Genomic DNA, 24,993 nt, shown 5'->3' with positions numbered 1-24,993 from the left:
TCTGTCATGTAGGCAGTTTGCAGCGGCTGGACAACCTAGTTTCGCAGCCACGCGACCAGCGCGTCGGCGCAGGCCTGCGGCTGCTCCAGCTGCGGCAGGTGACCGCAATTGGGGACCACGACGAGTTTTGCCCCGGGAATGCCGTTGGCCATCTCGTCCGACAACGCGTTCGGCACGGTGTTGTCGGTATCCGACGTCAGCACCAAAGTGGGGCATTTGATCCAGGCCATGCTCGGCCGCGAATCCGGCCGGCTGAGCACGGCGTTTTGCTGGCGGATGAAGGCCTCGGCGCCGACGTCTTCGCTCATGTCATAAACGGCCTGACGCAGGCCTGCATCGCCCTGCCGCGACGGATGCACGAAGCCCGGAAACAGCTCGTCGACCACGCTCCGGTACTGACCGGTTCTGGCACGCTCGATCATGCCGCGGCGGCGCGCGGTTGCTTCCGGCGTATCAGGCCTCGCCTGAGTGCTCATCAGCGCCAGTTTCGCGACCCGCTCCGGTGCCTGCCGCATGATCTCGAAGGCGATGTAGCCGCCCATCGAGTGCCCGGCGAGCGCAAAGCGCGGCGGCGCCTCGGCCAGGATCCGGCGGGCGATCGCCCCCATGTTGTCGTCCCTGACATGGTTGGCGACCGTGACCGGCCCGCAGCGCCACAGCGCCGGAATGACCGGGGCAAAAATCCGCGGCGAGCAGATGAGGCCCGGGACGAGCAGGATCGGCATCGTGTTGTCCATGCGAGAGCTCCGGACCGGGTCATTTTCGGCAAGCAAACGGCCGCTTCAAGGAACTTTAGATTAAAAGGCCGTTCCGGCCTGTCAAATCGGCGAACATTGCCGTGTGAATCCGCGCCCTTTCGCTTTGACGCCGCAGGGTGCGGCGACTATTTAAAGGGCTCATGACAACCCCCGAAAACGCTCCCGCCTGGCCGGACCACAAACCGACCGCGCTCCTTGTGCTCGCCGATGGTACCGTGCTGGAAGGCTTCGGTCTCGGCGCGGAAGGCCACGCCGTCGGCGAGGTCTGCTTCAACACCGCGATGACCGGCTATGAGGAGATCCTCACCGATCCGTCCTATGCCGGCCAGATCATCACCTTCACCTTCCCGCATATCGGCAATGTCGGTACCAACGAGGAAGACATCGAGACGGTGAACATGGCCGCGACGCCCGGCGCGCGCGGCGTGATCCTGCGCTCGGCGATCACGGATCCCTCGAATTACCGTGCCACCCGCCACCTCGACCAGTGGTTGAAGGCCCGCGGCATCATCGGCCTCTCCGGCATCGACACCCGCGCGCTGACCGCGCTGATCCGCTCCAAGGGCATGCCCAATGCGGTAATCGCGCATTCCAGGAGCGGCGAGTTCGACCTGCACGCCCTGAAGGAGGAGGCCCGCGAATGGCCCGGCCTCGAGGGCATGGATCTGGTGCCGATGGTCACGTCCGGCCAGCGCTTCACCTGGGATGAGACCCCCTGGGTGTGGGGCAAGGGTTTCGGCCAGCAGACCGCACCGGAGTTCAACGTGGTCGCGATCGACTACGGCATCAAGCGCAACATCCTGCGCCTGCTCGCCGGCGTCGGCGCCAAGGTGACCGTGGTGCCGGCGACGACGGCGGCCGAAGACATCCTGGCGATGAAGCCGGACGGCGTGTTCCTGTCGAACGGCCCCGGCGATCCCGCCGCGACCGGCAAATACGCCGTGCCCGTTATCCAGAAGGTGATCGCTTCGGGGACGCCGACCTTCGGCATCTGCCTCGGCCATCAGATGCTCGGCCTCGCGGTCGGCGCCAAAACCATGAAGATGCATCAGGGCCATCACGGCGCGAACCATCCGGTCAAGGACGAGACCACCGGCAAGGTCGAGATCACCTCGATGAACCACGGCTTCGCGGTCGACCAGACGACGCTGCCCGCCGGCGCGACCCAGACCCATATCTCGCTGTTCGACGGCTCCAATTGCGGCATCGCGCTCGAGGGCAAGCCGGTGTTCTCGGTGCAGTACCACCCCGAAGCCTCGCCCGGCCCGCGCGACTCGCATTATCTGTTCCAGCGGTTTGCCGATCTGATGCGCAAGAAGAAGCAGGCCGCGTAGATCGCGGCGTTAAGCGCAGCCTTTCATGGAATACCGCATGCCCGGACCACCTGGTCCGGGCATGATCTTTTGTCACGCCTTGCATGGGCCGACGCCGCCAAGCTACTCGTCATATGATGACGATCATCACGCAGCAGGATTGCCCGACATGACCGACAGCACCGCCCCGAAGCCGACCTACGGCGTCTCCTCACTTGAGCTGATGGCGTCGATGCCCGGGCTCGACTTCGTGCGCGGCATCTTCGCCCGCACCCTGCCGGAGCCGCCGATCATGGAGAACGTCGAGCCGTTCGACTGCACCGCCGAGCCGGGCCATGTGGTGATCCACAGCGTCCCCGGCCTGCGCCACTACAATCCGATCGGCTCGGTGCACGGCGGCTATGTCGCGATCCTGCTCGATTCCGCGATGGCGCTCGCGGTGCAGACCACACTGCCGAAAGGGTCGGGCTACACCACACTGGAGTTCAAGATCTCCTTCGTCCGCGGCATGAGCCAGGACACCGGCAAGATCCGCACCGAGGGCCGGGTGCTCAACGCCGGCCGCCGCGCCGCAACCGCCGAAGGCCGCATCACCGATCAAAACGGCAAGCTGATCGCGCACGCGACCACGACCTGCATGGTGTTCGAGCTCCCCAAGAACGCCTGAAGGCGACCGCGTCCTGGCGCATTGGAGCCATGACGAAGCGCGCTGGATTGGCGGCAGCGCTCTGTGATTGAGTTTCCCCGTCCGAGATCAGGCAACATGATCCGGTAAATCAAGGGAACGCCCGATGACAGCCAATCCAGACATGACCATCCGCGACATCCGCGTCACCATGCTGCGGCTGCCCTGGGCCGACGACCGCTGGCTGAAGGGCGCAGCGCTCGGCGAGACGCGCGACATCCTGATCTGCGACGTCGAGACATCCGGCGGCATCACCGGCATGGGCTATCTGTTCGTGTTCCGCCCAGCGATGAAAGCGATCGCGGCCTGTCTCGACGAGTGCATCATCCCGCGCGTCATCGGCAAGGACGCCACCGCGATCGAGGCGATCTGGCGCGATCTGTGGACGGCGACGATGACCTATGGCCGCGGCGGCATCGCCGCGATGGCAATGTCGGCGCTCGACATCGCGCTGTGGGATGCGGTGGGAAAGCGCGCCGCCCTGCCGCTGCACCGGCTGTGGGGACACTATCGCTCGGAGATCCCGGTCTACGGTTCCGGCTGCTTCCGTGGCGCCGGCGGCGACGGGATGATCGAGAAGGCGCTGCATTTCGTGAAGCAGGGCTACAAGGCGATCAAGATGCAGGTCGCGCATGTGCACACGCCGGCGCAGGACCTCGACAATGTGCGCCGCATGCGCGAGGCGCTCGGGCCCGACATCGACATCATGATCGACGTCAACATGGGCTGGAGCGCCGATGTCGCCATCGAGATGGGACGCAAGTTCGAGAAGTACGATATCTACTGGCTGGAAGAGCCGGTGCCGGCCGATGATTTCGCCGGCTACCAGCGCATCGCGGCGGCGCTCGACATGCGCGTCGTCGGCGGCGAGACCCATTTCACGCGCTACGATCTGCGGCCGTTCTTCCTCAACCCCTGCCTGCCGATCCTGCAACCCGACCCGATGCGCGGCGGCATGACCGACCTGCGCAAGATCGCGGCGCTCGCGGACACGTTCGGCATCACCATCGCGCCGCATCTGTTCCCCGAACTCAATGTGCATCTGCTGGCCTCGATCCCGAACGGCATCTGGTGCGAGAACATGGCTCTGATCGACGACCTCTGGGTCGACCCGCCGGAGATCGCCAACGGCATGATCACCGCGCCGGAGCGGCCGGGGCACGGGCTCAGATTCAAGGACGAGGTGCTGAAGTTCAGGATCTAGCGGGAACGGTTACCGGACCGACGGCTTGGTCTGTCCTGATATCATCGCTGCTCGCAACGCTGGAGAGCCGCCATGCCGGTCGTGAATCCCGATGCCGAACCGCTGACCTTCGTCTTTCAGGACGACGGCCTGGTGCCGAACAATCCGATGCCGTTCCTGGTCTACAAGGGCACGGTCGACGTCGGCAAAAATCCCGAGGCCACGATCGAACGACTGTTCGGCGACAACGGCTGGGGCGCGATGTGGCGCAACGGCGTCTACGACTTCGCGCATTACCACGCCACCGTGCACGAGGTGCTGGGCGTCGCCCGCGGCAGCGCGCGCGTGCAGTTCGGCGGCGCGCGCGGGCGTGCGCTCGAGATCGCCGCCGGCGACGTCGCGATCCTGCCGGCCGGCACCGGGCATCAATGCCTGTCGGCGAGCGGCGACTTCAGCGTGGTCGGCGCCTATCCGCCGGGCCCGCCGATGGACCTGCAACGGCCGACGCCGGAGAACCACGTCAAGGCGTTGAAGACGATCCCGCTGGTTGCGATTCCCACGACCGATCCGGTGATGGGCAAGGATGGGCCGCTGGTGCGGCTTTGGAAGCGATAGTGGTTCAGGCGATGCTGCCTGCTTCCCTTCTCCCCTTGTGGGAGAAGGTGGCGCGCATCGGCAGATGCGAGCCGGATGAGGGGTCTGCATCCGCGGATAGAGACCCCTCACCCGGCTTCGATGCTAACCGCACCGAAGCCACCCTCTCCCACAAGGGGAGAGGGTGAAAGTCAAGCCGCGTTGCTGCCTTCCTGGCGGCTTGCCTCGAACAGGAACCAGGTGCGGCGCTCGGTTTCGTCGATGAAGGTTTCGAGCAGGCCGGCGGTGCCGGAATCCTCGTGGTCGTCGGCGAGCTTGTGCGCCTTGCGCATCGCCGCCGCGATGTGCTTGTTGTCTTCCATCAGCTCGCGCAGCATTTCGCGCGGCGGGACATAAGCCTCGTCATTGTCCTTGATGGTCTGGTGCCTGGCGATGTCGCCGATCGACCGCAGCGTCGCGCCGCCGAGCTTGCGCACCCGCTCGGCGAGCTGGTCGGTCGTCGCGAAGATCGCGTCCGACTGCTCGTCCAGCAACAAATGGTAATCATGGAAATGCCGGCCGCTGACGTGCCAGTGAAAATTCTTGGTCTTCAGGTAAAGCGCGAAGGCGTCGGCCAGAAGCGTGTTGAGCGAGGCCGAGATCGAATCCACCGCCGATTGCGGCAGATCACTCGGCGTGCCGAGATCGGGCGATATCTTGTCGGTCTTGGTGTTACTGTTGGCTTTGCTCACGTTGGACCTTCCTGTTAGGAACCCCCGTATTTCGGCGCATTGAACATTGGCCGCCGGACCGCTAACGCATCATCAGCCCACCTGTTCCTGGAAGTCAGGGACCCGTTCTGCCGGATACGAAACGCGATGGATGAATGGATCGACTATTACGATTCCACGCATACGATCTATGCGAGCCGACTGCACCGCGACCTGCATTTCCAGGTCATCGCAAACGACATCATCGGCTACATCCCCTCGCCCGACGCCGTGGTGCTGGATTATGCCTGCGGTGAGGCGCTGTCGGCGGCGAAGGTCGCCAATGCCTGCGCCCAGCTCTATCTGGCGGAGCCGGCGCCCGGCGTGCGCGGCCGCCTGGTCGCGCGCTTTGCGTCCGACACCAGGATCCGCGTCCGCTCGCTCGATGAGCTGAAGAACATGGCGGCTGATTCGATCGACCTCGTGGTGATGAACTCGGTTGCGCAATACATGACGCCGCAGGAGCTCGACGCCGCATTCGACGTGATCCACCGCCTGCTGAAGCCGTCGGGCCGCTTCGTGCTCGGCGATATCCTGCGGCCCGAAATCGGCATGGCGAGGGACGTCATCGCGCTGCTGCGCTTTGCGGCGACCCATGGCTTCCTGCGCGATGCGTTGATCGGGCTCGCCTCGACCGCATTGTCCGATTACCGGCAGTTGCGCACCAGGATCGGGCTGCAGCGCTATCGCGAGGACGAGATGATCGCGAAGCTCGCCGCCGCCGGCTTTGACGCCACGCGCGCGCCGCGCAACATCGGGCACAATCCGTGGCGGATGACATTCGTGGCGCACCACTGACCGAAGGTTGTGCAAGATATTAGGGTTAACCAAAAGTAAACGTAGCGGCGGCTGAAATAATCAGCAATGATCCGCTCGGCCCGGTGGCGGAAGCGTCGACGCGGCAGTGGTGCAACACTGTTTATCCTGGTTCAAATCCAGGCCGGGCCTCCAGCCTTCGCTGCTCACGCAGCTTCGGCTCGGCAAGCCGTCTCGTGGCGAAGGCTGCCGCGGCGTAGCCCGCAGGGCGAAGCCGGGCCGGTAGATCCCTCCCCCACACGAGCACCCCCAACCGAGCATACGTCGAATGAGGAATTTCCCCCAGAATCGCGCTTGATTGGGCGCTTTTGGGGGTTTCGCGGGTGCGGAAACTGGTCTAAAGACCACCCGCGCGCGAGGGATCGCGCTTCCGGCGCTACAAAATGTAGCGCATGGCTCGAGGGACGCGCGGGAAGCGCGCCCTTTTTTTGTGCCCAAATTCCAGTCCGCGAGAGCTGATGCCCAAAAGAACCGACATCTCCACCATCCTGATCATCGGCGCCGGTCCCATCGTGATCGGCCAAGCCTGCGAATTCGACTATTCCGGCACGCAGGCGGTCAAGGCTCTGAAGGAAGAGGGTTACCGCGTCGTCCTCGTCAATTCCAATCCGGCCACCATCATGACCGATCCGGAACTGGCGGACGCCACCTATATCGAACCGATCACGCCCGAGATCGTCGGCAAGATCATCGAGAAGGAGCGCTACGTCATCCCGGGCGGCTTCGCGCTGTTGCCGACCATGGGCGGCCAGACCGCGCTGAACTGCGCGCTGTCGCTGCGCCGTCAGGGCACGCTCGACAAGTTCGACGTCGAGATGATCGGCGCCACCGCTGACGCCATCGACAAGGCCGAGGACCGCCAGCTGTTCCGCGAGGCCATGACCAAGATCGGGCTGGAGACGCCCAAGTCGCGGCTCGCCAACGCCTCGGCGCTGAAGAAGTCCTACCGCGACAAATATCTTGCCGAGCGGGAGAAGCTGTCCGGCGCGGCGCTGGAAGAGCTCGAGCGGCAGTGGACGTTGGGCGAGAACGAGCGCCGCAAGCGCTACCAGGAGCACGCCTTCGGCGAGGCGCTGATGGCGCTGTCGGAGATTGGCTTGCCCGCGATCATCCGCCCCTCCTTCACCATGGGCGGCACCGGCGGCGGCATCGCCTACAACAAGGAAGAATTCCTCGACATCATCGAGCGCGGGCTCGACGCCTCGCCGACCAACGAGGTCTTGATCGAGGAAAGCGTGCTCGGCTGGAAAGAGTACGAGATGGAGGTGGTGCGCGACAAGAAGGACAATTGCATCATCATCTGCTCGATCGAGAACCTCGATCCGATGGGCGTGCATACCGGCGATTCCATCACCATCGCGCCGGCCCTGACGTTGACCGACAAGGAATACCAGGTCATGCGCGACGCCTCGCTGGCGGTGCTGCGCGAGATCGGGGTCGAGACCGGCGGCTCCAACGTCCAGTTCGGCATCAACCCGGTCGACGGCCGCATGGTCGTGATCGAGATGAATCCGCGTGTGTCGCGCTCGTCGGCGCTGGCGTCGAAAGCCACCGGCTTCCCGATCGCCAAGGTCGCGGCCAAGCTCGCGGTCGGCTACACGCTCGATGAGATCGCCAACGACATCACCGGCGGCGCCACCCCCGCCTCGTTCGAGCCGACCATCGATTACGTCGTCACGAAGATTCCGCGCTTCGCATTCGAGAAATTCCCCGGCGCCTCCTCCACGCTGACCACGTCGATGAAGTCGGTCGGCGAAGTGATGGCGATCGGCCGCACCTTCCAGGAGAGCCTGCAGAAGGCCCTGCGCGGGCTCGAGACCGGCCTGACCGGCCTCGACGAAATCGAGATCGAAGGGCTCGGCCGCGGCGACGACAAGAACGCGATCCGCGCCGCGCTCGGCACGCCGACGCCGAACCGCATCCTGCAGGTCGCGCAGGCGATGCGGCTCGGCTGGACCGACGAGGAGATCTTCAACTCCTGCAAGATCGACCCCTGGTTCCTGGCGGAGATGCGCGCCATCGTCGAGATGGAGGGCAAGGTCCGCAGCAACGGCCTGCCGCCGAACGCGTTCGGCATGCGGATGCTGAAGGCGATGGGCTTCTCGGATGCGCGGCTCGCCGTGCTCACCGACACCACCGAAGCCGACATCACCGCGAAGCGCCACGCGCTCGGGGTGCGCCCGGTGTTCAAGCGCATCGACACCTGCGCGGCGGAGTTCGCTTCGCCCACCGCCTACATGTATTCGACCTATGAACGGCCGTTCGCGGGCGAGCTTGCCGACGAGAGCGCGCCGTCCGACCGCAAGAAGGTGATCATCCTCGGCGGCGGGCCGAACCGCATCGGCCAGGGCATCGAGTTCGACTATTGCTGCTGCCACGCCTGCTTCGCGCTCGAGGACGCCGGCTACGAGACCATCATGGTCAACTGCAACCCGGAAACGGTGTCGACCGACTATGACACCGCCAACCGGCTGTATTTCGAACCGCTCACCGCCGAAGACGTGCTGGAGATCGTCGCGACCGAGCGCAAGAACGGCACGCTGCACGGCGTGATCGTGCAGTTCGGCGGCCAGACCCCGCTGAAGCTCGCCCGCGCGCTGGAAGCCGCCGAAGTGCCGATCCTCGGCACCTCGCCTGACGCGATCGATCTCGCCGAGGACCGCGACCGCTTCAAGCGCGTGCTCGACAAGCTGCGCCTCAAGCAGCCGAAGAACGGCATCGCCTATTCGGTCGAGCAGGCCCGCCTGGTCGCCGCCGATCTCGACCTGCCGCTCGTGGTGCGCCCGTCCTACGTGCTCGGCGGCCGCGCGATGCAGATCATCCGCGAGGAGACCCAGCTCAACGATTATCTGCTCGGCACCCTGCCCGAGCTGGTGCCTGCCGACGTCAAGGCACGCTACCCGAACGACAAGACCGGGCAGATCAACACCGTGCTCGGCAAGAACCCGCTGCTGTTCGACCGCTATCTGTCGGATGCGACCGAAGTCGACGTCGACTGCCTCTCCGACGGCAAGGACACCTTCATCGTCGGCATCATGGAGCACATCGAGGAGGCCGGCATCCACTCCGGCGACTCCGCCTGCTCGCTGCCGCCGCATTCACTCGACGCGGCGACCATCGAGGAGCTGGAGCGGCAGACCCGCGAGCTCGCGCTCGGCCTCGACGTCGTCGGCCTGATGAACGTGCAGTACGCCATCAAGGACGGCGAGATCTACGTGCTCGAGGTCAACCCGCGCGCATCCCGCACCGTGCCGTTCGTCGCCAAGGTGATCGGCACCCCGGTCGCCAAGATCGCGGCGCGGATCATGGCCGGCGAGAAGCTCGCCGATTTCAAGCTGAAGAAGAAGAAGCTCGAGCATGTCGGCGTGAAGGAATCGGTGTTCCCGTTCGCGCGCTTCCCCGGCGTCGACACCGTGCTCGGACCGGAGATGCGTTCGACCGGCGAAGTGATGGGCATCGACCGCTCCTTCGAGGTCGCGTTCGCAAAGAGCCAGCTCGGCGGCGGCACGCGCGTGCCGCGGCAGGGCACGGTATTCGTCTCGGTGCGCGGCGACGACAAGATGCGCATCGCGGATGCGGTGCGGCTGTTGCACTCGCTCGGCTTCAAGGTGATGGCGACCTCGGGCACGCAACGCTATCTCAGCGACAACGGCGTGCCGACGGAAAAGGTGAACAAGGTGCTCGAAGGCCGTCCGCACATCGTCGACGCCATCACCAATGGCGACGTCCAGCTGGTCTTCAATACCACCGAAGGTCCGCAGGCACTGGCCGACAGCCGCTCGCTGCGGCGGGCTGCCCTCTTGCATAAAGTGCCATATTACACCACTCTTTCAGGCGCGGTGGCGGCCGCACGGGGGATCCGGGCCTATCGGGACGGGGACCTTGAGGTCCGCACGCTTCAGAGTTACTTTTCCGAAAGCTGATCGCTGCCCGGGTTGAAGGCCCGAAGCGGTCAATTAGCCGAATGGCTGGAACTCACCGCGCGATTGGATGTTGTCACGGCCCTTAGCGGGGCCGAATATCACTGGGCTTCCGGGCGCGTTGGCGCCCTGATTCCTGCGTTAGCTGAACTGGATATTTCGTGCACGGCCGCCGGGCGCGCACGATGAAGGACGAAGATGATGGATAAGGTTCCGATGACCGCGGGCGGATACGCCGCGCTGACGGACGAGTTGAAGCGACGCCAGTCGGAGGATCGTCCGCGCATCATCGAACACATTGCGGAAGCGCGCTCGCACGGCGATCTCTCGGAGAACGCCGAGTATCACGCTGCCAAGGAAGAGCAGTCGCACAACGAGGGCCGCATCGCGGAGCTCGAGGACAAGCTCGCGCGCGCCGACATCATCGACATTTCGAAACTGTCCGGCGACACCATCAAGTTCGGCGCGACCGTGACGCTGATCGATGAGGACACCGAGAAGAAGGCGGTGTGGCAGATCGTCGGCGAGGTCGAGGCCGACGCCAAGAAGGGCCGCATCTCCATCACCTCGCCGCTCGCGCGCGCGCTGATCGGCAAGAAGAAGGGCACCACCGTTGAAGTGATGGCGCCGGGCGGCGCCAAGGCCTACGAGATCACCAAGGTCGAGTGGCGGTAGTTACCTTGACGTGACTGGTGCAGAAAAGCCGCGTGTTGCACGCGGCTTTTTTTATGCCCGCACTCTGACGGCAATGTGAGTGGAGAGGCGCCGCGGTCCAGACTAGGCAGGCCGTGACATGCTTATGCAGTATAATCATGTCGGGGGACGGAGTTCGGGCTGACGATTGCGTCGCAACACGCATCACTGCGCGTCACCGTGTCACCGCCGCGTTGTCTCTCACCTGCCATCGCGCGAGGAATGATTCCAGGCGCGAGGTGTTGACATCACGCTCCGGTGGCGGACACCGTGTGCTTCTGCTTCGTGCAACGTTCCAGTGTGTCAAACAGGGGGTAAATGACAATGGACCAGATGTTATCCAAGTTTCAGCCGGTGGCGCTCAGCCTGTTCCGGTTCATCACCGGACTGCTGCTGTTTCAGTTCGGCGTCGCCAAGCTTCTCAAATTCCCGCCCGGGACAATGTTCGAGAAGGTCGAACTGTTTTCGTTGATCGGAGCTGCCGGCACGCTCGAGCTGATTTTGGGCGGACTGCTGATGATCGGCCTGTTTTCACGGATCGTGGCCTTCATCCTGGCGGGTGAAATGGCTTTCGCCTACTTCATCGGCCACTTCCCAAAAGGCTTCTATCCGCTGCTCAACAACGGCAGTCTGGCGATCGCGTTCTGCTTTGCCTGCCTGTATCTCGCGACCTCGGGCCCAGGCCCGATCAGCGTCGATGCTGCAATGGGGAAGAGGTAACAACATCGCTGGGACCCGTCCCGCTCGGTTGGGACGGGTTCTTCGCGGCTACGCCGCAACTACAGCGGCAATCTGTCGAACAGTGCGAAAGTAGTCAGGAGAGCCTGAGGACACTGTGCGTGATGGAACCAACACGAAAAAGCTTACACGTTCGCACGGGATGCCTGCTCCAATGCGACCAGCCTGTACGCGATAACGGCCTTGCCCAGTTGCGGGAGAACTAAGGATCAGACACAAGCTGCACCGTTTGGCGCCCGCCGTTCATGTCTCTCAACTGGTTTACGTAATCCTCGGGCTTCTGCAAATGAAATGGGGTCTTCAAACCCATGAAGCTCGCTATGCGACCAATAAAAGCCGTGCAATTGGTAGTTTCGGCGTTCCAGAGAGGCGAGGTCGCCTGAAGATGCTTGATATACGCAAAGACCTTTTTCGCGTCGGCCTCGCTCAAATACACGCGATAGCTGGCCGTCAAATACTGTACGTCCAGGTCGCCGTAGCTTGCTCCCGTCTCGGAGGGCACCCACGTCAGATGTCCCAGCACATAAGGCAGGACGTCGCCCGCCGGGTGCAGCCCCGCAACGTCGACCATCTTCTCGCTTGTCTTGCCGTACCAAACGAAGGCGTGCCCGTAAGAAGCTGCCGTGCGGGCACGAAAGTCCACGTAATACGGCCCTTTGGCTACAGACCTTCGCGCCGGCTTGACGTCTGCTCCAGAAACAGAAGCACTCGGTCCAACAACGGCCGTTGCCATGACGGACCTTGACAACGGCTTACGCGGCTTATCCTGCTGCAGCGGGGCTTGATCGGTCTGGGCAGCCAATTGCTGCGCATGACTGATGCCGGCTTCCAAAGTCGCGGAAGCCATGACGATACCAATTCCGGCAAGCAGCCGAAGGCCGCCCCGTTTCCGATTCGATTTCGGCACCTTCAGACCCTCACTCAGGGCAAAACTTCACCCCCGAACAGCGCCTTCATCAAAAGGCTGAAGAAGCGCGTTTGTCCGGACGATCCTCGATCTAGCCCTTCGTTACGATCGGAGCTTTTCCAACCGGGGTCTTGCCGACCGGATATTTGCCAACCGGATACTTGCCAATTGGCATCTTGCCAATCGGAGCCTGCTCGGCGACCGGCTGCGGACGAGGAAGGTCAGCCGCACTGGCTACAGCCATGAAACCGAATGTAGCAACTCCAGCAACCAGAAATTTCAACATCGTGATCTCCGAGATGGACCGCTTGAGTCTGAGCACCATACCGCCTGACGGCTACGGCGCAATTAACGCTGTACCAAAGCTTACGCTCGGACGGTCCTTTCTTTGCCAGATGTGGCAAAAACGACACGGAATGATCGCTTTGCGTGCAGGGGCCGGCGAGACCGACCTCGTATCGCCGGCTCAGAACAGCCTCGGCATAATGCGTCCGGTCCGTGCCATATACACGCGATACTCGTCGCCGAATGTTTCCAGCATCATCTGTTCTTCTCTGGCAACCCGGCCGAAAAACAACGTCCCAAACCCGATCAGGCCAGCGAAACCGGCCACCAAATTCGGCAAGAGCAATGCCTGGGCGACAGCCCAAAGCCAGAATGCGGAATACATGGGGTGCCGAATTTTTCGATAGATTCCATCTGTGATCAGGTGGTGATTTTCCCTCACGTCGAGACTTATTGACCAATTCCGACCAAGAGCTCGATGGGTCAGCCGGAACATGATCAGCGCCGCAACCGCCACGAAAACGCCCAGCCAGGCTTGAGCCGGCCGGAAGACGTACGATGCGAAATGAGGTGCGGCCGTTGCGATGTAGACGAACGGCACAATGCCGAGACCGGTGAGCGATATCAGCAGCAGGGTGTTTTCGCGAGCACCCCGGGCGCTCCGCAAGACCTTTTCACGGCGAGCACGACGCGCGTACCTGTAGCGGATGAGATACCAACCGACCGCCATCATGATAAACACGAACTTGGCAATGTCAGGCGTCATCGTGGGCCAAGGGCTCGTTTCGCTGGCGCGTCTCCTCTGCCGACCATCGAAAGGGCGCCGTTCTTAGCAAGCGTCTGAGATTTGACCGAAACAAATCCACCGACCAACATGAAACAATCATACAGGGCTTGCAGGTCGTTTCCACTGATAAGTTGGCCGTGCGACCGCTCGAATCCAAGGCGGAGGCGTCGCTGGGCTCTATCTCGCCTGCGGCGAGGCCGGGATGGCTCTCCCGTCTATCATCGCCAACACTCGCGGGAGTAACTGCGACGCAATGAAAGCATGGCCGTCAGCCGTGAGGTGAATGAAGTCAAAAGCGTAATACTGCGGAGGAATCGTTTCGTCGTACACGATCACTTTGATGGCGCGATCACGCAACCGCCGCTCCATCGCGGCGATGTTGGCCGCCCGCTGCTCCATCGTAACCAGGAAACGCCTGTCGTTGCCTCCAGGCTGCAAGATTACGATGTCGGTTCCCGTTGGCACATCGCGATCAATGCGCTTGAGCATGCCGGCTGTAGTATCGAAGGGAACGCCCGCATTGACGACGTTCGCATTGACGCCCTTCTCTCTCAGCAGGGATTCCAACTTGGCTGGGTAAGCGCCCTGCTTTCCAACGTACCAGCCTTGCGTGTTGCTGGCGCCGACCGCCACGACGCGAACAGGCTTTGTGAAGCCGGCGCACACGGTCGCCAGCACACACACAGCTATGGCGATTGAGCATTTCCTGAACGTCGTCACCAGCTGCCTCACCGGCTAAAGTGCCAAGGATAAATATACACCGACACCGGGCTCCAGCAGAGACGCAACGTCCGGCCTCAGTTGGTGCGTCAAACGCCGCCATCGAACTGTCTGTTAGGCGTCTTGCTAGAATTGGAGGAAGCTTCGGCAACACCGGGGTCGAAGAGCTCTGGCGTTGTCGTGGGCGCATGCCAGCGGATCCGATCGCTGCACTTTTTTGATCATGGCCAATCTCAATGAGTGCCACCATCGCGGATGGAGTGGTAATTTAATAGGGCGGGATCCGCCTCATCCATGTCAGGTTCACCAAGGATTCGGGATCAACGTCGTGCGAGTTCCCTAGTAGAGTGTCTATTCCATTTCCCAGAATGGGTGGCCACTGGCTTCCATGCAGATTTCGAGTTGCTAGATGATTCAACGACGGCACGTCTTCCACATTGGTGGTTACGATCCAATCACTCCGGAAAGGCAGGTTGAACGCTTGCGCCGCTCGCTGTCGAGCCTTGATGAGATTTGGGGCGCTTCTTCACGGCTATCGGAAATCTCGAACGCATCCGCAATTAATGCTTCATGCAACTTGGAAGCATGGGGACCAAACTGGAAGACCTACATCACCCTTGAGATGCTGCGCTGGGATGATCTCATCCGGCGCGATTCCGGGGTCAGGCTGGTGCCTCGGCTGGTTCAGTCCGCGGTCGCGCTCTTCGATTTCATCTTGACCGGAACAGTCTTCAGATATGCGATCGCAAGCTGGAAATATGCTCTCTTTTTCCTCTTTCCATACTGCTGTTTGCTGTTGATCGCATTTTGCAGCGTCGGGCTATCATATCTGGTCGTTAGGCTAGTGCCCGCTACATCCTGGGTCGGGCAATTGCCGCTTGGCATTGTTCTAGCATTTGCCATCTTCATCGGCTCGGTGCTCTGGATTGGACCCAAGCGTCGGATAAATCACATTCTCGATGACGCTATTTTTTCCCACCAGTTTCTTTACGGGCGAAGAAGTGAAATTGATAAACGACTCGACGATTTTGCGGCGCTGATCGCAAACACAGCTCGGGCCGCAGAAGTCGATGAAATTCTGATCGTCGGCCATTCCCTCGGCGCTGCGCTCTCAGTAGCAGCGGTCGCGCGCGCGCTAAAGCTGGATCCTCTGCTTGCAACGCACGGACCGAAGCTATGCATCCTCACGGTAGGCGCCACCATCCCTAAATTCTCATTGCACCCGATGGGCAACCAAATACGGGAAGCGGCACAACTGGTAGCCGGAACGACGGCCATTGACTGGGTCGAATACCAGGCACGAGACGACGCAATCAGTTTCTATCGCTTCGACCCCGTCACGCTGAAACGTATCGGTCGAGACCATTCAGACGGGCGCCCGAAGATTCGGCGTGTCCAGATACATTCAATGATAGATCCGGTCCGCTTCAGACGTCACCGATTCGACTTTATGCAGATGCACTATCAGTTCTTGATGGGAAACGACCGGCGCTCGGTTTACGACTATTGCATGATTACTTGCGGCCCGCTCGCGTTCAACGTCGCGACTTCACCGTCCGGGGCTGTTGGACTATTCGAGGCAAACGGTTCGGTGATGACAGCCCGAGGTTGCTGAGAAGACCCTTCACCAAGCTCAAACCATAGCGCGTTGACACCAGACGTCAGACGCGTAGTTGCGCACCCTGGTTCGATGCCGGCGCATCGCCCCGAAATGACGCGCCGCCGCGCGCTATCCGGCAGCCTTGAGATCCAGCGGCACCGCGGCTTCGTATTTCGAATTGTGCAGCACCAGTGAGGTCCTGACGTTGCGCACATGCGGTGCGGCGGTCAGGTGGGTGACGAAATCCTGGAAGGTCGCCATGTCGGGGGCGACGCATTTGAGGATGAAATCGACTTCGCCCGACAGCATCCAGCATTCCCGCACCAGGGGCTCGGCGCGCACGAAATTCTCGAAGGCGCGCAGATCGGCGTCGGCCTGGCTCGACAGATGCACCGAGGCGAACACGGTGACGTCGTAGCCGAGGCGGCGCGGGTCGAGCAGGCCGCGGTATCCCTGGATGTAACCTTCCTCCTCCAGCGCCCGGACCCTGCGCAGGCAGGGCGGCGGCGAGATTCCGACGCGTTTGGCGAGTTCCACATTGGTGATTCGGCCATCGGCCTGGATCTCGGCGAGGATTTTGAGGTCGATCTCGTCAAGGTTCTTCGACACGCGACTTGGGTTCCCTAAGGGTTTGGAAGGCTAGGCAGGTCTGCCGGCAACTCTCATAGCGCAGCCAGCCAGCGTTGCGCAATTTTATTGCGCGTGCAGCGCATGATTTCGCGAATGTGACTTCAGTTCCGGGGAAAAATCGCTGCCATGGATTGCAAATCTTGCATAGCTTCCCAGATATCCTAGACTTGGATTTGACACTTTTAGCACCGCCGTGACCCGCTTCCGGGGTGCTTCCCACACAAGTCCCCGTCAAAGTCCCCAGCAGAGAGGGATCAGCTAATGCCCGCGCCTGTCCACGCCAAGGTCGTCATCATCGGGTCCGGCCCCGCCGGTTACACCGCAGCGATCTACGCGGCACGCGCGATGCTCGAACCGATCCTGATCCAGGGCATCCAGCCGGGCGGGCAGCTCACCATCACCACCGACGTCGAGAACTATCCGGGCTTCGCCGATGTGATCCAGGGCCCCTGGCTGATGGAGCAGATGGAGAAGCAGGCGGCGCATGTCGGCACCAAGATCGTCACCGATCTCGTCAACAAGCTGGAACTCGGCCAGCGCCCGTTTCGCCTGACCTGCGATTCCGGCGACGTCTATCTCGCAGAAACCGTGATCCTCGCCACCGGCGCCCAGGCGCGCTGGCTCGGACTGCCCTCGGAAGAAAAGTTCCAGGGCGGCGGCGTATCGGCCTGCGCGACCTGCGACGGCTTCTTCTACCGCGGCAAGGAAGTCGTGGTGGTCGGCGGCGGCAACACCGCGGTCGAGGAAGCGCTGTACCTGACCAATCATGCCTCGCAGGTCACCATCGTGCATCGCCGCGATCACTTCCGTGCCGAGCGCATCCTGCAGGAGCGACTGTTCAAGCATCCCAAGATCAAGGTGGTGTGGGATTCCGCGATCGACGAGATCTGCGGTACGGAGAGCCCGAACAAGGTCACCCATGTGCGCCTGAAGAACGTCAGGACCGGCGCGCTGACCGACCTCAAGACCGACGGCGTCTTCATCGCGATCGGCCATGCGCCGGCGACGGAGCTCGTCAAAGGCCAGATCAAGCTGAAACCGTCGGGCTATGTCGAGGTGGCGCCGAACTCCACCGCGACCTCGATGCCCGGCCTGTTCGCCGCGGGCGACGTGGCGGATGAAACCTTTCGGCAGGCGGTCACCGCCGCCGGTCTCGGCTGCATGGCGGCGCTCGAGGCCGAACGCTTCATAGCTCTTCGCGCGAGCGACCGCGCAGCGGCGGAATAATCATGGCACGATCTCGCGACGGATTTACGGACATGGACTGGGACAAGCTGAAGGTCTTTCACGCAGCGGCGGAGGCTGGCAGCTTCACCCATGCCGGCGAGCAGCTCGGCCTGTCGCAATCGGCGGTCTCCCGCCAGGTCAGCGCGCTGGAGCAGGAGCTCTCGGTCTCGCTGTTTCACCGCCACGCCCGCGGCCTGATCCTCACCGAGCAGGGCGACCTGCTGTTCCGCACCGCACATGACGTGTTCATGCAGTTGCAGGCGGCGCGCGCCAAGCTCACCGACAGCCGCGAGCGGCCGAGCGGCGACCTCAAGATCACAACGCCGCCGGCGCTCGGCATCAACTGGCTGATCCCGCGGCTCGACGAATTCACCGCGCTTTACCCGGACATCCGGATATCGCTGATCGTCACCGACGAGGATCTCGATTTGTCGATGCGCGAAGCGGATGTTGCGATCCGCACCCGCAAGCCGACCCAGCCCGACCTGATCCAGCGCAAGCTGTTCTCGATCGGCTTCCACGCCTATTGCTCGCCGGAATACATCAAGCGCTTCGGCACGCCGCGGACGCTGGATGATCTCGACTCGCACCGCATCATCATGCTCGGCGACTCGCAGGTGCCACCGCATCTGCAGAACCGCAGCTGGTTGATCGATGCCGGTCGCAACGGCTCCGGTCCGCGCGAACCCTACTTCAAGGTCAACAACATCCTCGGCCTCGTGCGCGCCTGCCAGCAGGGCCTCGGCATCGCCGCGCTGCCGGACTATCTGGTCGAACAGAACAACCTCGTGCAGCTGTTCGGCGAGTCCGACTCGATCGCGCTCGACACCTACTTCGTCTATCCGGAAGAGCTGAAGACGGTAGCCCGAGTGCAGGTGTTCCGCGACTTCGTCGTGAGCAAGGCGCAGCGCTGGCCGTCCTGATTAAGCCGACCTTATAGGACTGGTTTATAGGCCTTCGGCGCTGCCCCAAGAGGCCCCTGAATCTCCGCATGACTGACATGCGACCTGGATAGTTGCTGCATGCCGTCGATGGGGATCATAGTGCTCACACGCTGAGCGTTCGCGTCGCGCATATGTCCCCCTCCTCCAGTGGCGCGGAAGTTCAGTAATCCCTCTTGGAAGGTGATTGTGTCGGCCTCACGTGGCCAATACCTTAAGCCGGGCTCACTCGAGCCCGGCTTTTTTTCATCCGCAAGTCTGTTCACCTCCAAGTCTTTATCACCTCCAAGTCCTTTCATCTCGATGTCACGCGCGAGCGTGCCGCACGTCACGGTCAGCATGTGCATTGACAACAACCTCGCAGCGCAGCATCATTGGCCCATGATCACGACTTCGCGCGCCGTTCTGTCGTCGAAAAAAGCTCCCCTCCCGGGGACACGAGATCGCGCGCGATAAGATCACCTTCGCATTCAAACCGATCCCGAAACCCCGCCGCCTGGACGGGGTTTTTTATTGGTCCCGTCTCCGGCTTTGCCTTCTCAAGGAGATGGAACATGACTCAGCTTCACCAGCAATTGCAGGGCCTCTGGCTGCCCCTGATCACGCCGTTCCGCGACGGCGAACTCGACGTCACCTCGCTGCGCCGCCTCGTGCGGCACTATGCCGGCGGCCCTGTCGACGGCTTCATCCTCGGTGCAACCTCCGGAGAAGGCATGGCGCTCGGCACCAACGAGCTTGAGGGGCTGGTCAGCGTCGTGCTCGACGAGCTCAGTGCCAACTCCCGCCATTTGCCGGTCTGCCTCGGGCTCTCCGGCGCCTCCACCGCCAGGATGAAGGAGACGCTGGACGACACGGCCGACTGGCCGATCAACGGCTATCTGATCGCGAGCCCCTATTACATCAGACCCTCGCAGCGCGGGCTGGTGCGGCACTTCAACGCGCTGGCCGATCACGCATCGTGGCCGATCGTGCTCTACAACATTCCCTATCGCACGGCGGTCAACCTGACCAACGAGACGCTGCTGGCGCTCGCGGAGCATCCCAACATCGCAGGCATGAAGGATTGCTGCGCCGACCGCGCGCAGTCGATCGATTTCCTCAACCGGCGGCCTGCCGGCTTCCGCGTGCTGACCGGCGAGGATGCGCAGACCTTCGATGCGCTGTCGGATGGCGCCGACGGCGCCATCCTGCTCTCCGCGCATCTGGAGACCGACACGTTCGCTTCGATCCGCACGCTGCTGAAGCAGGGCAAGCGCGACGCGGCGCTGGCCGCGTGGCAGAGCGTCGTCGGCCTGACCCGGCTGCTGTTCGCCGAACCGAGCCCTGCGCCGGCCAAGCACTGGCTGTGGCGGCAGGGACTGATCGACAGCCCCGAGGTGCGGCTGCCGATGGTCGAGGTGAGCGAGGATCTCGCGACCTGGCTCGATGCCGAGAGGGAGCGCCGCGCGCAGCTTCTGCTGCCGGCGTGATCGCTCTTCTCCCTCCCCCCGTTCTTACGGGGTCGAGACAAGCGAAGCTTGCTCTTAGAGGGTCGGGGTGAGGGGCTGTTTCCGCAATACACGGCAAGAGATGGACTCGTGGAGAGTCCCCTCACCCGGCGCTACGCGCCGACCTCTCCCCGCAAGCGGGGCGAGGTAAGAAAGCTCAATCCAGCTTCACCCTCGACAGCCTGAGCGCGTTGCCGATCACGCTGACCGAGGACAGCGCCATCGCGGCCGCGCCGACCATCGGCGACAGCAGGATGCCGAACAGCGGATACAGCACGCCGGCCGCGATCGGCACGCCGGCGGCGTTGTAGACGAAGGCGAACGCCAGGTTCTGGCGGATGTTGCGCATGGTCGCGACCGACAGTCGCCGCGCCCGGACGAGACCCATCAGGTCGCCGGTCAGCAGCGTGATGCCGGCGCTTTCGATCGCGACATCGGTGCCACCGCCCATCGCGATGCCGACATCGGCCGCAGCGAGCGCCGGCGCGTCGTTGACGCCGTCGCCCGCCATCGCGACGGTGCGGCCCTCGCCGCGCAGCCGCTGCACGACCTCGCTCTTGCGCTCCGGCAGCACGCCGGCCTCGACATCGTCGATACGAAGCGTCTTCGCCACCGCGCGCGCGGTGGTTTCGTTGTCGCCGGTCAACATCACGATGCGCAGGCCCTCGGTGCGCAGCGCCTGCAGCGCGCTGGCCGCCGACGGCTTGACCGGATCGGCGATCGCGATCACGCCGGCGATATGGCCATCGACCGCGACATAGATCGCGGTCGCGCCGTCGCGCCGTGCCGCTTCGGCCGCCTGGTCCAGCGCCGACGTTGTGATCTTCAACTCACCCATCAGCACGGCATTGCCGAGCGCAACCTGCTTGCCCTCGACCGTGCCGGTCGCGCCCTTGCCGGAGGGCGAGGCAAAATTGCTGACGGCGGTGGATGCCAGCTTGCGCTCCCTGGCCGCCGCGATGATCGCCTGCGCCAGCGGATGCTCGCTGCCCTGCTCGACACTGGCAGCAAGGCGCAGCAGGTCATTCTCGTCGACGCCTTCGGCGGCAATGATGCGCACGACCTTCGGTTTGCCCTCGGTGAGCGTGCCGGTCTTGTCGATGACAAGCGTGTCGATCGCCTCCATCCGCTCCAACGCCTGCGCATCACGGATCAGGATGCCGGAATGCGCGCCGCGGCCGACGCCGACCATGATCGACATTGGCGTCGCCAGTCCCAGCGCGCACGGACAGGCGATGATCAGCACCGTGACGGCGGCAACCAGCGCAAAGGTCAGGCGCGGCTCGGGGCCGAACACCGTCCAGGCGATGAAGGCGAGCACGGCGGCGGCGATCACCGCCGGCACGAACCAGCCGGCGACGCGGTCGGCGAGCCGCTGGATCGGCGCGCGCGAGCGCTGCGCCTTTGCCACCATGTCGACGATCCGCGACAGCATGGTGTCGCGACCGACCTTCTCGGCGCGCATCACGAGGCCGCCGCTCTGGTTGACCGTGCCGCCGATCACGCTCGCACCTTCCGCCTTCGTGACCGGCATAGATTCACCCGTCACCATGGATTCGTCGATGACCGCGCTGCCCTCGATGACGACGCCGTCGACCGGAACCTTCTCGCCCGGGCGCACGCGCAGACGATCGCCGACCTTGATCGCGTCGATGTCGATGTCCTCGTCGCCGTGATCGGTGATGCGCCGCGCGGTCTTGGGCGCAAGACCGAGCAGCGCGCGGATCGCGCCCGAGGTCTGCGCGCGGGCGCGCAACTCCAGCACCTGCCCAAGCAGCACCAGCACGGTGATCACGGCCGCCGCCTCGAAATACACCGCGACCGAGCCATGCATGTCGCGGAACGCCGGCGGAAACAGCTGCGGCGCGAGCGTCGCGACCACGCTGTAGACATAGGCAACGCCAACGCCCATCGCGATCAGCGTGAACATGTTGAGATTGCGGGTGCGCTTTTCAGTGGGGCTTGATCTGACCCGAAAACCGGAAAGCCACTTTTCGGGATCAAGCCCAAGCGACTGCCAGCCGCGCACGAAGAACGGCGCGCCGGCCCACAGCACGACCGGCGTCGCCAGCACGAGCGAGATCCAGTTCGACCAGCCCTGCGGCACCAGATGCATCAGCCCGAGATGGCTGCCCATCTCGAGCACGAACACCGGCAGGGTCAGCGCGAGACCGATCCAGAACCGCCTCGTCATATCGATCAATTCGGGATCCGGCCCGTCGTCGAGCGAGATCTGCTCGGGCTCCAGCGCCATGCCGCAGATCGGGCAGCTGCCGGGACCGACCTGGCGCACCTCGGGATGCATCGGGCAGGTGTAGATCGTGCCGGCCGGCATCGGCGGCTCCGCCTCGCGCGGCTGGAGATACTTCTCCGGCTCGGCCTCGAAGCGCTCGCGGCAGCGGCCGCTGCAGAACAGATACTCCTCGCCGTGGTAGCTGAAGCGATGCTTGGCGGTCGCCGGGTTGACCTTCATGCCGCAGACCGGATCGATCGCGAACGCCGCCTCGGCCGGAGTGGTGTCGTGACCGTGCTTGCCGCCGCAGCAGGAATGCGCGGCCGCGCCATGATGGTGATGATCCGCGTGCGAATGGTCGTGCTCTGCGTGTGCCACGAAACTCTTCCCGGCCGGTATCCCGGCCTCTTGATTTGTATACCCTAGGGGGGTATATGAGACTTATGAGAGACGAGGTCAAGACATCCTGTTTGAAACGGCTCAAACGGATCGAGGGTCAGATCCGCGGCTTGGCCGCCATGGTCGACGAAGACCGCTATTGCATCGACGTGGTGACGCAGATCGCCGCCGCGCGCGCCGCACTGCGCCGCGTCGAGGAAGAGGTGCTGCGCGACCACGTCGCGCATTGCGTCGAGCATGCGATCTCGTCCGGCGACAAGGCCGACCAGCGGCGCAAGATCGCCGAGCTGATGGATGTGATCGGGCGTGCGGATAGGTAGAACGCTCTTAGCTGCGCCCTGTCCGCACATTCAGTGTCGTCCCTGCGAAAGCAGGAACCCATAACCACAGGCAGTCGTTGCTAGAGCGAGCTGGGGCCCACAACGTCGCGAAATAACTGCGCCCTGTGGTTATGGGTCCCGGGTCGCGCTTCGCTTGCCCGGGACGACGTGGGGAAAAGAGCGGTGCTTAATTCGCCACAGCTTCATGCGCCGCTGAACGGCGCGCTCAGGTATTGAACCTGAAATGCATGACGTCGCCGTCAGCGACGACGTAGTCCTTGCCTTCGAGCCGCAGCTTGCCGGCATCGCGCGCGCCGGCTTCGCCGTTGCCGGCGATGTAATCCTCGTACGCGATGGTCTCGGCGCGGATGAAGCCCTTCTCGAAATCGGTATGGATCACGCCGGCGGCGGCAGGTGCCTTGGTGCCGCGGTCGATGGTCCAGGCGCGGGCTTCCTTCGGGCCGACGGTGAAATAGGTGATGAGGTCGAGCAGCCGATAGCCGGCGCGGATCAAGCGATCGAGCCCGGCTTCTTCGAGGCCCAGCGTCTCCAGGAAATCGGTACGCTCCTCACGTGACAGCGTCGCGATCTCGGATTCGATCTTGGCCGAGATCACCACTGCGACCGCGCCCTCCTCCTTGGCGCGCTCGAACACCGCCTTGGAGAAATTGTTGCCGTCCTTGGCCGAGCCTTCCTCGACGTTGCAGACATAGAGCACGGGCTTGGAGGTCAGCAGCCCGAGCATGCGGAACGCACGCTCCTCCTCCGGCTTGCGTTCCAGCGCACGCGCCGGCTTGCCGTCGCGCAGCAGCACCAGCGCGCGGTTGACGAGCTCGAGCTGCTCCTTGGCTTCCTTGTCGTTGCCCTTGGCCTTCTTCGACAGATTGTCGACGCGCTTCTCGAGGCTGTCGAGGTCGGACAGCATCAGCTCGGTCTCGATGGTCTCGATGTCGGCGAGCGGCGCGATCTTGCCCTCGACATGGGTGATGTCGGAGTCCTCGAAGCAGCGCACCACATGGGCGATGGCGTCGACCTCGCGGATGTTGGCGAGGAACTGGTTGCCGAGGCCTTCGCCCTGCGACGCGCCGCGGACAAGTCCCGCGATGTCGACGAAGGTCAGCCGGGTCGGGATGATCTGCGCCGACTTTGCAACTACCGACAGCTTGTCGAGCCGCGGATCGGGCACCGCCACCTCGCCGACATTCGGCTCGATGGTGCAGAACGGATAGTTCGCCGCCTGGGCGGCCGCCGTCTCGGTCAGCGCATTGAACAGCGTCGACTTGCCGACGTTCGGCAGTCCGACGATCCCGCATTTGAATCCCATGTCTTCCTCAATATCTCTGGTTCGTCATGGCGGCCTCTTGCCGACGACGATCAAGCGAGGTCAGGCCGGCTCCTCGCCGCCATTCCCGCCCTTGTCGAAAAATCCCTTGGCCTGCATCGTCAGATGCACCTTGTTGGCAAACGAGGCGTCGTGCCCCGCGGCCAGCAGGCCGGCATTGTCGGCGACGGCCTGGCACAAGGCCTCCACCCACGCCCGGTCGCTCTTGGCGAAGTCCGACAGCACGTGGCTGTGCACGAGCTCCTTGACCCCGGGATGACCGATCCCGAGCCGTACCCGCCGATATTCGTTGCCGATATGCGCGGAGATCGAGCGCAGCCCGTTGTGGCCGGCGATCCCACCGCCGACCTTGACCCGCACCTTGGCAGGCGGCAGTTCGAGCTCGTCCTGGAACACGGTGATGTCTGACGGAGCGAGCTTGAAGAAGTTCGCCGCTTCCTGCACCGCGCGCCCGGACTCGTTCATGTAGGTGGTCGGCTTCAGCAGCACGACCTTCTCACGATCGACGATGCCTTCGGAGGTCTCGCCCTGAAAGCGACGGCGCCATGGTGCGAAACCATGACGCCGTGCAATCTCGTCGACCGCCAGGAAACCGATATTGTGCCGGTTGCTGGCGTATTTCGCGCCGGGATTACCGAGACCGACAAAAAGGCGCATGGCGCGGCA

Annotated in this window: 23 protein-coding genes and 1 tRNA gene; 14 read left to right on the top strand and 10 right to left on the bottom strand. The window is 63.3% G+C overall.

Annotation, left to right across the window (positions count from 1 at the left end):
• Positions 1 to 35: 35 nt before the first annotated feature.
• Positions 36 to 737, bottom strand: a complete 702-nt coding sequence (locus XH92_RS07605) for an alpha/beta fold hydrolase (protein ID WP_194458680.1) — start codon at positions 735 to 737, stop codon at positions 36 to 38.
• Positions 738 to 898: 161 nt separating this feature from the next.
• On the opposite strand from XH92_RS07605, the gene carA reads away from it, so the two are divergent.
• The 4 genes from carA to XH92_RS07585 all read left to right on the top strand — a co-directional run bounded on the left by carA (position 899) and on the right by XH92_RS07585 (position 4,554).
• Positions 899 to 2,092, top strand: coding sequence for a glutamine-hydrolyzing carbamoyl-phosphate synthase small subunit (carA, locus tag XH92_RS07600; RefSeq protein WP_194458679.1), 1,194 nt, complete (start codon positions 899 to 901; stop codon positions 2,090 to 2,092).
• A 148-nt stretch (positions 2,093 to 2,240) separates the two neighbouring features.
• Positions 2,241 to 2,738, top strand: coding sequence for a PaaI family thioesterase (locus XH92_RS07595; protein WP_194458678.1), 498 nt, complete (start codon positions 2,241 to 2,243; stop codon positions 2,736 to 2,738).
• A 124-nt stretch (positions 2,739 to 2,862) separates the two neighbouring features.
• A complete protein-coding gene (locus XH92_RS07590) occupies positions 2,863 to 3,960 on the top strand; it encodes a mandelate racemase/muconate lactonizing enzyme family protein (protein WP_194458677.1) in 1,098 nt (365 codons plus the stop codon).
• Between the two features lie 72 nt (positions 3,961 to 4,032).
• Complete coding sequence (locus XH92_RS07585) at positions 4,033 to 4,554, top strand: hypothetical protein (RefSeq protein ID WP_194458676.1); 522 nt, start codon at positions 4,033 to 4,035, stop codon at positions 4,552 to 4,554.
• A gap of 170 nt (positions 4,555 to 4,724) precedes the next feature.
• Here XH92_RS07585 and XH92_RS07580 read toward each other — a convergent pair whose 3' ends face one another.
• Positions 4,725 to 5,264: a Dps family protein gene (locus tag XH92_RS07580; RefSeq protein WP_194458675.1), complete on the bottom strand. Its 540-nt coding sequence runs from the start codon at positions 5,262 to 5,264 to the stop codon at positions 4,725 to 4,727.
• A gap of 126 nt (positions 5,265 to 5,390) precedes the next feature.
• On the opposite strand from XH92_RS07580, the gene XH92_RS07575 reads away from it, so the two are divergent.
• The 5 genes from XH92_RS07575 (at position 5,391) to XH92_RS07555 (ending at position 11,431) form a co-directional block, all read left to right on the top strand.
• On the top strand, positions 5,391 to 6,080 hold the full coding sequence (locus XH92_RS07575) for a class I SAM-dependent methyltransferase (protein WP_194458674.1): 690 nt from the start codon (positions 5,391 to 5,393) through the stop codon (positions 6,078 to 6,080).
• Between the two features lie 77 nt (positions 6,081 to 6,157).
• Positions 6,158 to 6,233, top strand: a tRNA-OTHER gene (locus XH92_RS07570).
• Positions 6,234 to 6,556: 323 nt separating this feature from the next.
• Complete coding sequence (carB, locus tag XH92_RS07565) at positions 6,557 to 10,021, top strand: carbamoyl-phosphate synthase large subunit (RefSeq protein WP_194458673.1); 3,465 nt, start codon at positions 6,557 to 6,559, stop codon at positions 10,019 to 10,021.
• A 198-nt stretch (positions 10,022 to 10,219) separates the two neighbouring features.
• Positions 10,220 to 10,693, top strand: a complete 474-nt coding sequence (greA, locus tag XH92_RS07560) for a transcription elongation factor GreA (RefSeq protein WP_089025704.1) — start codon at positions 10,220 to 10,222, stop codon at positions 10,691 to 10,693.
• Between the two features lie 342 nt (positions 10,694 to 11,035).
• Positions 11,036 to 11,431: a DoxX family protein gene (locus tag XH92_RS07555; RefSeq protein ID WP_194458672.1), complete on the top strand. Its 396-nt coding sequence runs from the start codon at positions 11,036 to 11,038 to the stop codon at positions 11,429 to 11,431.
• A gap of 220 nt (positions 11,432 to 11,651) precedes the next feature.
• On the opposite strand, the gene XH92_RS07550 is transcribed toward XH92_RS07555, so the two are convergent.
• The 4 genes from XH92_RS07550 to XH92_RS07535 all read right to left on the bottom strand — a co-directional run bounded on the left by XH92_RS07550 (position 11,652) and on the right by XH92_RS07535 (position 14,148).
• A complete protein-coding gene (locus XH92_RS07550) occupies positions 11,652 to 12,182 on the bottom strand; it encodes a hypothetical protein (protein ID WP_246788529.1) in 531 nt (176 codons plus the stop codon).
• A gap of 265 nt (positions 12,183 to 12,447) precedes the next feature.
• Complete coding sequence (locus XH92_RS07545; RefSeq protein ID WP_092126756.1) at positions 12,448 to 12,642, bottom strand: hypothetical protein; 195 nt, start codon at positions 12,640 to 12,642, stop codon at positions 12,448 to 12,450.
• Positions 12,643 to 12,822: 180 nt separating this feature from the next.
• Positions 12,823 to 13,407 (bottom strand): protein-S-isoprenylcysteine O-methyltransferase, encoded by a 585-nt coding sequence (locus XH92_RS07540; RefSeq protein WP_194458671.1) that lies wholly within the window; start codon positions 13,405 to 13,407, stop codon positions 12,823 to 12,825.
• 198 nt (positions 13,408 to 13,605) lie between these two features.
• Positions 13,606 to 14,148, bottom strand: coding sequence for a GDSL-type esterase/lipase family protein (locus XH92_RS07535; RefSeq protein WP_246788306.1), 543 nt, complete (start codon positions 14,146 to 14,148; stop codon positions 13,606 to 13,608).
• 409 nt (positions 14,149 to 14,557) lie between these two features.
• On the opposite strand from XH92_RS07535, the gene XH92_RS07530 reads away from it, so the two are divergent.
• Complete coding sequence (locus XH92_RS07530; RefSeq protein WP_194458670.1) at positions 14,558 to 15,763, top strand: alpha/beta hydrolase; 1,206 nt, start codon at positions 14,558 to 14,560, stop codon at positions 15,761 to 15,763.
• Positions 15,764 to 15,877: 114 nt separating this feature from the next.
• On the opposite strand, the gene XH92_RS07525 is transcribed toward XH92_RS07530, so the two are convergent.
• Complete coding sequence (locus XH92_RS07525; protein ID WP_092124130.1) at positions 15,878 to 16,357, bottom strand: Lrp/AsnC family transcriptional regulator; 480 nt, start codon at positions 16,355 to 16,357, stop codon at positions 15,878 to 15,880.
• A 282-nt stretch (positions 16,358 to 16,639) separates the two neighbouring features.
• On the opposite strand from XH92_RS07525, the gene trxB reads away from it, so the two are divergent.
• The 3 genes from trxB (at position 16,640) to XH92_RS07510 (ending at position 20,015) form a co-directional block, all read left to right on the top strand.
• A complete protein-coding gene (gene trxB, locus XH92_RS07520) occupies positions 16,640 to 17,605 on the top strand; it encodes a thioredoxin-disulfide reductase (protein WP_194458669.1) in 966 nt (321 codons plus the stop codon).
• Between the two features lie 2 nt (positions 17,606 to 17,607).
• Positions 17,608 to 18,528: a LysR family transcriptional regulator gene (locus XH92_RS07515; protein ID WP_028344089.1), complete on the top strand. Its 921-nt coding sequence runs from the start codon at positions 17,608 to 17,610 to the stop codon at positions 18,526 to 18,528.
• A gap of 572 nt (positions 18,529 to 19,100) precedes the next feature.
• On the top strand, positions 19,101 to 20,015 hold the full coding sequence (locus XH92_RS07510; protein ID WP_194458668.1) for a 4-hydroxy-tetrahydrodipicolinate synthase: 915 nt from the start codon (positions 19,101 to 19,103) through the stop codon (positions 20,013 to 20,015).
• A 175-nt stretch (positions 20,016 to 20,190) separates the two neighbouring features.
• Here the strand turns inward: XH92_RS07510 and XH92_RS07505 are convergent, their stop codons facing one another.
• Positions 20,191 to 22,644: a heavy metal translocating P-type ATPase gene (locus XH92_RS07505; protein WP_194458667.1), complete on the bottom strand. Its 2,454-nt coding sequence runs from the start codon at positions 22,642 to 22,644 to the stop codon at positions 20,191 to 20,193.
• A 65-nt stretch (positions 22,645 to 22,709) separates the two neighbouring features.
• On the opposite strand from XH92_RS07505, the gene XH92_RS07500 reads away from it, so the two are divergent.
• Positions 22,710 to 22,985: a metal-sensitive transcriptional regulator gene (locus XH92_RS07500; RefSeq protein ID WP_194461157.1), complete on the top strand. Its 276-nt coding sequence runs from the start codon at positions 22,710 to 22,712 to the stop codon at positions 22,983 to 22,985.
• A 226-nt stretch (positions 22,986 to 23,211) separates the two neighbouring features.
• Here XH92_RS07500 and ychF read toward each other — a convergent pair whose 3' ends face one another.
• Positions 23,212 to 24,309, bottom strand: a complete 1,098-nt coding sequence (gene ychF, locus XH92_RS07495) for a redox-regulated ATPase YchF (protein WP_194458666.1) — start codon at positions 24,307 to 24,309, stop codon at positions 23,212 to 23,214.
• Positions 24,310 to 24,369: 60 nt separating this feature from the next.
• On the bottom strand, positions 24,370 to 24,984 hold the full coding sequence (gene pth / locus XH92_RS07490; RefSeq protein WP_194458665.1) for an aminoacyl-tRNA hydrolase: 615 nt from the start codon (positions 24,982 to 24,984) through the stop codon (positions 24,370 to 24,372).
• Positions 24,985 to 24,993: the final 9 nt, after the last annotated feature.

Origin of the sequence: Bradyrhizobium sp. CCBAU 53421, assembly GCF_015291625.1 — a bacterium.
Lineage (GTDB): Bacteria > Pseudomonadota > Alphaproteobacteria > Rhizobiales > Xanthobacteraceae > Bradyrhizobium.
This window is presented reverse-complemented; position numbering and strand designations above follow the sequence as displayed.

Excerpts from the sequence above, each read along its gene's own strand:
- trxB (WP_194458669.1), top strand. The coding sequence starts at position 16,640 with ATGCCCGCGCCTGTCCACGCCAAGGTCGTCATCATCGGGTCCGGCCCC.
- XH92_RS07500 (WP_194461157.1), top strand. The coding sequence starts at position 22,710 with ATGAGAGACGAGGTCAAGACATCCTGTTTGAAACGGCTCAAACGGATC.
- XH92_RS07530 (WP_194458670.1), top strand. The coding sequence starts at position 14,558 with ATGATTCAACGACGGCACGTCTTCCACATTGGTGGTTACGATCCAATC.
- XH92_RS07545 (WP_092126756.1), bottom strand. The coding sequence starts at position 12,642 with ATGTTGAAATTTCTGGTTGCTGGAGTTGCTACATTCGGTTTCATGGCT.
- XH92_RS07605 (WP_194458680.1), bottom strand. The coding sequence starts at position 737 with ATGGACAACACGATGCCGATCCTGCTCGTCCCGGGCCTCATCTGCTCG.
- XH92_RS07515 (WP_028344089.1), top strand. The coding sequence starts at position 17,608 with ATGGCACGATCTCGCGACGGATTTACGGACATGGACTGGGACAAGCTG.
- XH92_RS07585 (WP_194458676.1), top strand. The coding sequence starts at position 4,033 with ATGCCGGTCGTGAATCCCGATGCCGAACCGCTGACCTTCGTCTTTCAG.
- XH92_RS07555 (WP_194458672.1), top strand. The coding sequence starts at position 11,036 with ATGGACCAGATGTTATCCAAGTTTCAGCCGGTGGCGCTCAGCCTGTTC.
- XH92_RS07575 (WP_194458674.1), top strand. The coding sequence starts at position 5,391 with ATGGATGAATGGATCGACTATTACGATTCCACGCATACGATCTATGCG.
- carA (WP_194458679.1), top strand. The coding sequence starts at position 899 with ATGACAACCCCCGAAAACGCTCCCGCCTGGCCGGACCACAAACCGACC.
- XH92_RS07510 (WP_194458668.1), top strand. The coding sequence starts at position 19,101 with ATGACTCAGCTTCACCAGCAATTGCAGGGCCTCTGGCTGCCCCTGATC.
- XH92_RS07590 (WP_194458677.1), top strand. The coding sequence starts at position 2,863 with ATGACAGCCAATCCAGACATGACCATCCGCGACATCCGCGTCACCATG.
- pth (WP_194458665.1), bottom strand. The coding sequence starts at position 24,984 with ATGCGCCTTTTTGTCGGTCTCGGTAATCCCGGCGCGAAATACGCCAGC.
- greA (WP_089025704.1), top strand. The coding sequence starts at position 10,220 with ATGGATAAGGTTCCGATGACCGCGGGCGGATACGCCGCGCTGACGGAC.
- XH92_RS07540 (WP_194458671.1), bottom strand. The coding sequence starts at position 13,407 with ATGACGCCTGACATTGCCAAGTTCGTGTTTATCATGATGGCGGTCGGT.
- ychF (WP_194458666.1), bottom strand. The coding sequence starts at position 24,309 with ATGGGATTCAAATGCGGGATCGTCGGACTGCCGAACGTCGGCAAGTCG.
- XH92_RS07550 (WP_246788529.1), bottom strand. The coding sequence starts at position 12,182 with ATGGCAACGGCCGTTGTTGGACCGAGTGCTTCTGTTTCTGGAGCAGAC.
- carB (WP_194458673.1), top strand. The coding sequence starts at position 6,557 with ATGCCCAAAAGAACCGACATCTCCACCATCCTGATCATCGGCGCCGGT.
- XH92_RS07595 (WP_194458678.1), top strand. The coding sequence starts at position 2,241 with ATGACCGACAGCACCGCCCCGAAGCCGACCTACGGCGTCTCCTCACTT.